This is a genomic window from Saccharothrix sp., assembly GCF_031180885.1.
Lineage (GTDB): Bacteria > Actinomycetota > Actinomycetes > Mycobacteriales > Pseudonocardiaceae > Actinosynnema.
The window spans coordinates 94252-103221 of sequence record NZ_JAPSLK010000027.1 but is presented as its reverse complement, the minus strand read 5'-3'; the positions used below and the strand labels follow the sequence as shown (position 1 = coordinate 103221).

The following is an 8970-nucleotide window of genomic DNA, read 5'->3' as shown; positions in this document are numbered from 1 at the left end:
TGCGACGACTTCGCCCGCCGTGCCCAACGTGTCAGCGTCTTGCGTTCCTCGTCGGTCAACACCACAGCGGCCACCGGCCGACCCGTCCGAGCCATCGGACAAATCTACACTTACTCAACGAACTTCAAGCGCAGGACACTAGGCGAGCTTCCCGGTGAGATAGGACAGCGTCGCGAGGGCCCATCGGGGCTGCTCCACGGCACACAGATAGCCACTGGGCACCTGGTGAAAACCACAGGGGGCGGCGTGATTACCCCATTCGGAGTCTAGGGTGTGTGATGGGCGTTAGCTAGTGTCCATCCGGGCACGCCGAGTAGTCCTGCGATCACCGGGGGGGTGGTCACTCGGCGGTGCACCCGAGGGGGGTCGTGCTGATGTCGCGTACCGACAGGTTTCTTCCTAGATCAATCGCGACTGTCGCCATTTCTCCGGATTGCCGCCGCCGCGCTGGGTTTATCGCCGACAATTCATGATCTCCTGATCTTTTGATTCCCCGCTTTGCCAGGTGGGATGTATCCGGTCTTCCGTACCGGCGCGCGCCGTTGCGCAGTTGATCTCTAACTGTCGGCAGTTGTGCTTGTGACGGATGTCATCGGCGGTGTTATGCCGATGTTTGTGTTGCTTCTTCGTTCACGGGAGTGTGGATGAGTCTGTCCGGTGTCAGACGCGAGAGACGGCTGCGCAAGCCTGGAGGTAGATCGCCGGTTGCGACTGTGCTGGTGGCTGCGTTGGTGGCCTCGGTGGTGCAGGCGGTAGTGGTGCCGCCGGGCGCGGTGGCTGCGCCGGCGTATCGCGATCCGCGTGAGGTGCCGTCGTTGCCGAACGCAGAGCAGGAAGGCCGCCAGCACGAGTCGCCGAACGCGGCCGGTGATTTCAGGCCGTTGATGGGCGCCGAGTCGGGCGGGGTGCGCGGGACCTCGAAGTTCGATGCGAAGACGTCGAAGGAGGTCGGGCGTGCGGAGAAGTCGGTCGAGTACGTCAACTCCGACGGCACTCGGACGACGGTGTTGTCGAAGGTGCCGGTCAGTGTGCGGGATGACAAGGGTACCTGGCAGGCGGTGGATTCGCGGCTGACCGAGGACCGCGGCTCGAAGCGCGCCAAGGCCGGGCTGCACCAGCTGAAGCCGGAGTTCGCCGCTTCCGCCGAGGACCGCCACCTGGTCACGTTGGAGCCGATCAACCTGGGCGGGCCGGGCCAGCGGATTTCGGTCGCGCTTGAGGGTGCCCGGCGCGTTGCTCGGCAGACGAAGGACTCGAAAGCATCCTATGTGGACGTGCTGCCGGACACCGACCTGGAGTACGAGGTCGAGCCGGGCAGCGTCAAGGAATCCATCATCCTCAAGAAGCCCACGTCGACCAGCAGCTGGGTGTTCCGGATGGACCTCGGCTCACTCACCCCGTCGTTGCAGAACGACGGCGTGCTGATCAAGGACGCCAAGGGCAATGTCGTGGCGTCCTTGCCGCCGATCGTGACCTGGGACTCGTCCGGCAGCGCGCAGGACAACAAGGCGCCCGCCCAGACGGGCGGCACCTACGGGCTCAAGCAGGACGGCAACACCTGGCTGCTGACGGTGTCGGTCGACCCGAACTGGTTGAACGACAAGGCTCGCGTGTTCCCTGTGGTGGTGGACCCGACCTACACGTACGGGTTCAACAACGACGACGAGTCGAGGGCCTACAAGTCCGACGGCTACCAGTGCACCAACTGCGGTATCGCGGTGGGCAACTCGAAGTCCGGGCCGAACGGTGGTGACACGATCTGGCGCACGGCGTTCCGGCACGACTTCACGCCGTTGTTCGGCAAGAACGTCATCGGCGCCCGGTACGACTTCTGGCGCAACGCGCAGACCGGGTCGATGCTGTCGTGGCAGTCGAACCTCTACCACGCGACCTCGTTGGACATCAACGGGGTCGGCCAGCACCTGGCGTCCGGGCCGATCGGTGACCAGGGCTCGATCCAGTCCAAGGCGCTGACCGACTTCATCGCCGGCAAGGTCAACGCGCGGGACAACAGCACCTGGTTCATGCTCACCGGTGCCGAGGGCAGCGACTGGTCGTACAAGAACATGCAGGTCAACCTGATCGTCGACCACGGCACCGCGCCGCCTGCGACGTCGCTGGTGGGCCCGGCGGACGGCAGCGTGCTGACCACCCTCACCCCAACGCTGTCCGTCAGCCCGGTGAGCAATCCGTCCGGTGACGGCACCCTGTACTGCTTCAAGGTCGCGACCGGCGCGGACGCGCAGTCCGGCATCGTCGTCGACTCCGGCTGCATCACCGGCACGACCTGGACCGTGCCCCAAGGTGTGCTCACCGATGGCACGAGCTACACCTGGACCGTGCTGACCGCGCTCGCTGGCGGAGTAACCACGACCCGACCGGGGTGGACCGGGCACTTCAAGGTCGACCAGCGCATCGGCGCCACCGGCCCTGCGCCCAAGGACACCCTCGGCCCGGTGACGGTGAACCTGGCCAACGGCAATGTCCACACCGAGAACGGCGGCCCAACGTTCAACACCGTCGGCGGCTCGTCCGGATTGACGTTCAGCTACAACTCCCAGGCCCGCGAGCCCTACGGGCTGCGCGCGTCGTACTTCAACGACTCCACCCGCTCGGGGACGCCGGACGCTAACCCGGTGCTGGTGCGCAACGAGCCTCAGGTCAACTCCGACTGGGGCACCGAGTCGGTGTTCGCGCCGGCGTTGGCGCAGGACTGGTTCGTCGGCCGCTGGGAGGGTTTCTTCCAGGTCCCGGTGACCGGCACGTACCACTTCGCCGGTGTGCACGCCAACGGCGCGAAGATCTGGGTCAACAACCAGTTGGTGTACAACAACCCGAACACCTCGGACGTCAACTTCGCGCTGACGAGCCAGAACGGCCCGGTCACCGAGATCGCTCTCACCGCGGGGCAGCGGGTGCCGATCAAGGCCGAGCTCTACCACTCCAGCGGTCCCGGCCGGATGAAGCTGTTCGTGCAGACCAACGAGGCGTCGAACAAGGCGGTGCCGCCGCAGATCATTCCCGCGTCGTGGCTGTACACCCAGGACCTGCCCGTCCTGCCGACCGGCTGGCAGCTCAACGCCAATCTGACCGGCGACGGGTCCACCTACACCAAGGCGCAGGTCCAGGACCAGACGATCGTCTTCACTGATCACACCGGCACCAAGCACACCTGGACCAAGACCGGCACCGGCAGCTACACGCCGCCGGCGGGTGAGGACGGTGTCCTCGGCTTGGACACCGGCGGCAAGATCACGCTGCACGAGGGCGGGAACGTCTACAGCTTCAACGCCGACGGGACCCTCGCGTCGGAGTCGTCCGTCATGGACAGCCGCAAGCCCGCTGCCAACACGATGAGCTGGAACGGCACCCCCACTCGCCTGGCACAGATCACCGACCCGGTCTCGCAGCGGTCCCACAAGCTGTTCTACAACCGGCCCGGTGACGACTGCTACGGCCGCACCATGCCGACGGGTTGGGACCCGCTGCCGCCGTCGCAGATGCTGTGCCGCATCCAGTACTGGGACGGTACGCAGACCGTGCTGTGGTACCGCAGCGGGGCGATCTCCCGCATCGAGAACCCCGGCAACGACTTCACCGAGTACGCCTTCAACGCCGACGGCACGCTGAGAGCGATCCGCAACTCCCTGGGGCTGGACTGGGCTGCGCAGGACCCCTCCACCCGCAACATCTGGGAGACGTACACGCTCGTGAACTACGGCACGGTCGGCACCCGCAAGGGCGGGACGGGCGTGCAGGCCCCGGTGCCCAACGGGCAGGCCGGTGGCCAGCGTCCGGCGCACTCGTACCGTTACGACCTGCCCAACCGCCAGACCTTTGTGGACATCGCCGGGTTGAACCCGGCGTCCGGCTACGCCACGAAGGTGACCTACGACGAGGCCGACCGGCAGTTGAGTACCACCGACGCGACGGGCAGGACGACGTCGACGACGTGGAACAGCAAGGACATGCAACTGACCACCACTGACGCCGCCGGGCGCGTGTCCTCGACGATCTACGACCACAACGACCGCCCCACCGACCAGTGGGGACCGGCGCCGGCGAGCTGCTTCACCGGCCAGCAGCCCACCGCAGCCTGCGCGGCCACGATGCCGCACACCCGCACCAACTACGACGAGGGCATGCAGGGCCTGGCCGTGGCATGGTGGGACAACAAGAGCATGACTGGCACGGTGAAAACCCACGTGACCGGCGGTCTCGGCACCGGCGGAACGGTCGACGCCCATTTCGACGGCACCACGCCACCGGCCGCAGGTCTGCCCGGCACCGGCTACTCCGCGCGCCTCACCGGCGAGATCACGTTCCCGGACGCCGGCCAGTACACACTCAAGGTGGTGGGCGACGATGGCGTGCGGCTGTGGATCGATGACCGGCTGATCGCCGACGGCTGGAAAGACCAAGGCCCCACCCCCTACACCGGCACCTACACCCCGCCGAACGCGGGTGCGATCAAGCGCATCCGCATCGACTACAACAACACCGGCGGCCCCGGCGACTTGCGCCTGCACTGGACCCGGCCAGGCGGCTCCGAGCAGATCGTGCCCGGCAACTACCTGCGCCCGAATTACGGCCTGACCACGTCCACGGTCAAGGACGAGTCCGGCGGTGTGCCGGACAAGGTCAACTCGACGAGCTACACCGACAACGGCGTGGACGCCGGGTACGGCCTGGCAACCAGCACACAGAGCGCCGGCCTCACCACACGGACGTCGTACGAGGCTCCGGGCGTGGGTTACCTGCGCAATACGGGCAAGACCATGCCCACCGGGGCGCAGGCGACGACCGTGTTCTACGGCGACACCGAGGCGCGGGACAACCCCTGCACCCCCGAGGTGGAGTCGATCAACCAGGGTGGACTGGGCAAGCTGACCCGCCTGCCCGTTCCCGCCTCTGGCACAGCACGTGACGACGAGCAGATCTTCGACCCCTCGGGCCGGATCGTCGCCAAGGGCACGAGCGGGTCGTGGACCTGCACCACCTACGACGGTCGCGACAGAGTGATCTCGGTCAAGTACCCGTCCACGTCGTCGGCGCCGGAGAACACCGTCACCACGAACTACGCGGTGAACGGTGACCCGCTGACTACGTCGGTGAGCGACCAGAACGGCACCGTCACCACGCGGGTGGACCTGCTCGGCCGGGTCGTCGAGTACACCGACGTCCACGGTGTGCGCACCGAGACCACCTACAACCTGGCCGGCCGCGTCACCTCGCAGAAAGTGACGCCGCCCAACGCCGCAGACAACGCTCAGACCACCACCTACACCTATGACGACGCGGGCCGTGTCCTGACCACCACGTTGGACACGACCGTCCTGGCCACCGTCACCTACGACGCAGCGGGTGACCCGGCCGCCGTCACCTACCCGAACGGCAGCTCGCTGGCCTCGGTGGGCAAGGACGCGGCGGGCCGGTTGGTGTCGCAGCGCTGGCGAACCAGTGATGGCGTCCAGATCGACACGACCGTCGGCCGCACCCGAGCAGGCACGATCATCGACGAGACACTGGGCGGTGCCGATGCCCGTCCCGACGCACCGAACTACGTCTACGACGCGGCGGGCCGGTTGACCGAGGCGTGGGTGGCGGGGCACCACTACACCTACGATTTCACCTCCACCGCACCGTCGGCGTGCCCCGCGGGGACGCAGGCGAACGCGGGCCTGAACACCAACCGGGTCCGGCTGCTCGACGAAACCTCCTCGGGTGTCGCCGAGACCGGCTACTGCTACGACGCCGCCGACCGACTGCTGGCCATCGTGGGCGCGACCGCAGTGACCAACGTGCAGTACGACAACAACGGCAACACGACGCAATACACCGCCGGCGGCGCCACAACGCACCTGTCGTGGGACGGGGCCGACCGCAACATCGCCGCACGCATCACCGGCACCGAGCCAGCGGACGTTTCCTACATCCGGGACGCCACCGATCGCATCGTGCGGCGGACCGCTGCCGCGGGTGACACCGCGACCGATGTGCGCTACGGCTACACCGGCAGTGGTGACACCGCGGATCTCGCGCTCGGCCCGGACAACAGGCTGCTCACACGCAGCATCAGCCTGCCGGGTGGTGTGCTGTACACGTGGAAGCCCGACACCTTCACGCTCGATCACCCGACCGTCCGCGGCGACCTCGGACTGACCACAGGCGCGGATGGCAAGCAAGTCGGTGCGCTGCGGACGTTCACGCCATTTGGCGAGCCGCTGACGACCGGTGGCGCAGTGGACCCGAACCATGTGCCGGACAACGCGCCCGGACAGATGGATCACGGCTGGCTCGGGCAGCACCAACGCCCCTACGAACACGCTGGCGCGCTTTCGCTCGTGCAGATGGGAGCACGACCCTACAGTCCGCTGTTCGGCAGGTTCCTGTCCGTCGACCCCGTTGACGGCGGCAGCGCGAACGACTACGACTACGTCAACGGTGACCCGATCAACTTCAACGACCTGGACGGCAGATGGGCGACGCCCAACTGGATGAAGAGCCTGGGCAGGCAGATCAGGAACTTCGGCTCGCACAAGCTCGCTGACATCGCAACCGGGGCGTTGGCCGGTATCGGTGCCGCCGCGTTCTGTGGAATCACAGCGGGTCTCGGGTGCGCCGTGATCGCAGGAGCGGTGATCGGGGCGGTCGTCGGACCGGCGCTACACTACGGCGCGGCGCGTCTCAACCGCGAGCAGGTCACCAGGAGGAAGATCGCCGAGTGGACCATCGGCGGCGTCAAGAACGGCGCCCTCGGTGGTTACCGCAAATTCCTGGGGATCTCCGGGATGCGATTGGGCGGCATGGTTCGACGAGTCGGCGTCCGCACTACCGTAAGGTTCGTGAAACAACAGATCCGATCGAGCTTCAACAGGAGACTATGGTACATCTGATGGAACGAAGCATCGGTAAGACCCTGAAAAGGGCCGCAGGTGCATTCCTCTTGATCCTTGCTTTAAACCTGCTCTACACGCTGCCGACTTCCCTGGAGCAGATCATCCCAGCGATCGTCGTGTCGGGGGCAGCAGCGTTGGTGACGGTCGTGGCAAGCTGGATCTACGGGATCTACCAGGACCGGAAAGACCGCAACAAGTAAGCGCAAGGGCCTCGAGTCTGTCAACCGACTCGAGGCCCTTGCCATCCGACGTGCTGACGGTCGCGGCATGGACCGTGGGAGCCGGTGAACAGTCGTGTGACGCACCAACAGGACACTGTCCGGCCGCTCGCCGGTCGAGGTACTTATCCTCCAATTTGGGCGTACTTGATGTCGGACTCCTTCCTAAGATCGACGCCGTGACGGCATCCGGAGGGGACGCTTATCTGGAGCCCCGGCTCGTGGGTGAAATCTCAGGCAGCTTCTACGTTCCCGCCTACTAACGCGGGTTGGGTACCGGTGGGGCACTGTCGAGGTGCACAGGCTCCTCGATGACATCTGGGAGAGTCGCAACAAGCCCTAACTACCTCCAGCCGGTGGTCGTGAAGCGACACGGTGACGCGTGGGAGTTAGTCGACGGCCAGCAGCGCCCCAAGGGCTGTTGGTTGTCAACCGTGGCGATCGGTCATGCCTTGTGCGATCTTTTCAACCTTTACCGCGAGCAGTCGCATACGGCCGCCGACAACGTGGTCGAGCGTGGTGAAGTCGCGCCAGGCCATTCGGTAATGGCCGGTCAGGGCGATGGGTTTCTCGCGTCCTTTCGTCGTCCCGGCACCGGCCTGTGCCGACCAGGCGCGCTCGCCATCGAGGGTGGCGCCTTCGTGGATTCGGAAGGCGTCGGCGGCGGTGGCGCGGAAGGTGGCCGGTGGACGCCAGTCCAGGTCGTCGTTGCTCCACAGCAACACCAGGCCGTCGCAGCCGGGTCGGGCGGCGACGAAGCGCTCGACTCGGGAGATGTCCTTGACGAAGTCGTAGCGGCGGATGTCGTGAGCACCCTGGTTGGGCAGGTCGAACCGCTCACCCGCGGCGGTTCCGCTCCAGCGCTTCTTCCAGTACTTGACCTCGATGGCCGTGGACCTGCCATGATCTGGCCGGTGCACCAGCAGGTCCAACACCTCGCGCACGGCCGGATCAGGCCGGACTTCAAGACGGACCTGCACGTGAGGATCGAGCAGGTGCACCTGCCAGGCCAGGGCGTGCTGCAGGTCGGCTTCGCTGTGAAACACCGGGCGTGCGTGGGCGAGACCGGCCAGGAGGTCATCCAGCCGGATGGTTCCGGCGATCACCATGTCATCCGACTGGTGGGTGTTCATAAGGTGTCCTCCTCGATGGGCCGCGCGGGTGGTGCCGTCGGGTGCGGTCAGCCGCTTTCCTCCACGAGGGTCCACACCTGCTTGAGCGGCAGCTCTGCCCGTACATCCGCAGGCAGCGCGGCGTAGTGCTGGAAGACGCGGGCCAGGACGTTGTCGGAGTTCCAGACCTTGATGGCGAAGCGCTGCGTCGACAGGTACTGGCGTGCCTGCCTTCCCGGCTGCTCTGGCTGCCGCTGACGACGGTTCGATCCTGGACAAGCCTCACCTGATGGAAGTCATCAAGGACATGCTGGCGCTCCACACCGTGCGCAGCAAGGAGGCGCCAATCATCCATCAGACTGCTTGGGAGGCGGTAAGCGGGGCGATCCGAGACCAACTCCGGCAGCGCCCCGAGGTGCTCCGCCAGCATATGGTGCGAGAGACCGGGCTCCTCCTGACTGGGATCGACTGGGTCGATGCCAGCATCGACCGTCTGCACGCACCGACCAAGGCGAAGTACGACGACGGCTTCCTCTTCAGGGCTCAGCAGGAGCGGGCGTACGCGTTGGTGCGCGCCTTCCTCGATCGCCGTCACCTCCAGTTCCTCAGGACCACGGAAGAGTTCCTCATCGGCGACGTACCCGCCGTGCCGATCCTGCACGATGAGCCGCGGCTTGGGTTGTCCAGTGGCGTCGGTGTCGACCGGGCCGACAGCGTGGTGATGCCCCTCGGCCGCCACTT

At 66.2% G+C, this 8970-nt stretch carries 3 protein-coding genes; 2 read left to right on the top strand and 1 reads right to left on the bottom strand.

The window, feature by feature from the left end:
* The first annotated feature begins 815 nt into the window (after window positions 1-815).
* Together RIN75_RS26670 and RIN75_RS26665 are read left to right on the top strand one after the other, a co-directional pair.
* A complete protein-coding gene (locus tag RIN75_RS26670; RefSeq protein WP_309114773.1) occupies window positions 816-6896 on the top strand; it encodes a PA14 domain-containing protein in 6081 nt (2026 codons plus the stop codon).
* Window positions 6896-7099, top strand: a complete 204-nt coding sequence (locus RIN75_RS26665; RefSeq protein WP_309114772.1) for a hypothetical protein — start codon at window positions 6896-6898, stop codon at window positions 7097-7099. Before RIN75_RS26670 ends, RIN75_RS26665 begins: the two co-directional genes overlap by 1 nt.
* Window positions 7100-7545: 446 nt before the next feature.
* On the opposite strand, the gene RIN75_RS26660 is transcribed toward RIN75_RS26665, so the two are convergent.
* Window positions 7546-8250 carry a hypothetical protein gene (locus RIN75_RS26660; protein ID WP_309114771.1) on the bottom strand — a complete coding sequence of 235 codons (705 nt, stop codon included), beginning with the start codon at window positions 8248-8250 and terminating at the stop codon, window positions 7546-7548.
* Between the last annotated feature and the right edge of the window lie 720 nt (window positions 8251-8970).

Coding starts and splice junctions, on each gene's coding strand:
- RIN75_RS26665 (WP_309114772.1), top strand. CDS start 6,896: ATGGAACGAAGCATCGGTAAGACCCTGAAAAGGGCCGCAGGTGCATTC.
- RIN75_RS26660 (WP_309114771.1), bottom strand. CDS start 8,250: ATGAACACCCACCAGTCGGATGACATGGTGATCGCCGGAACCATCCGG.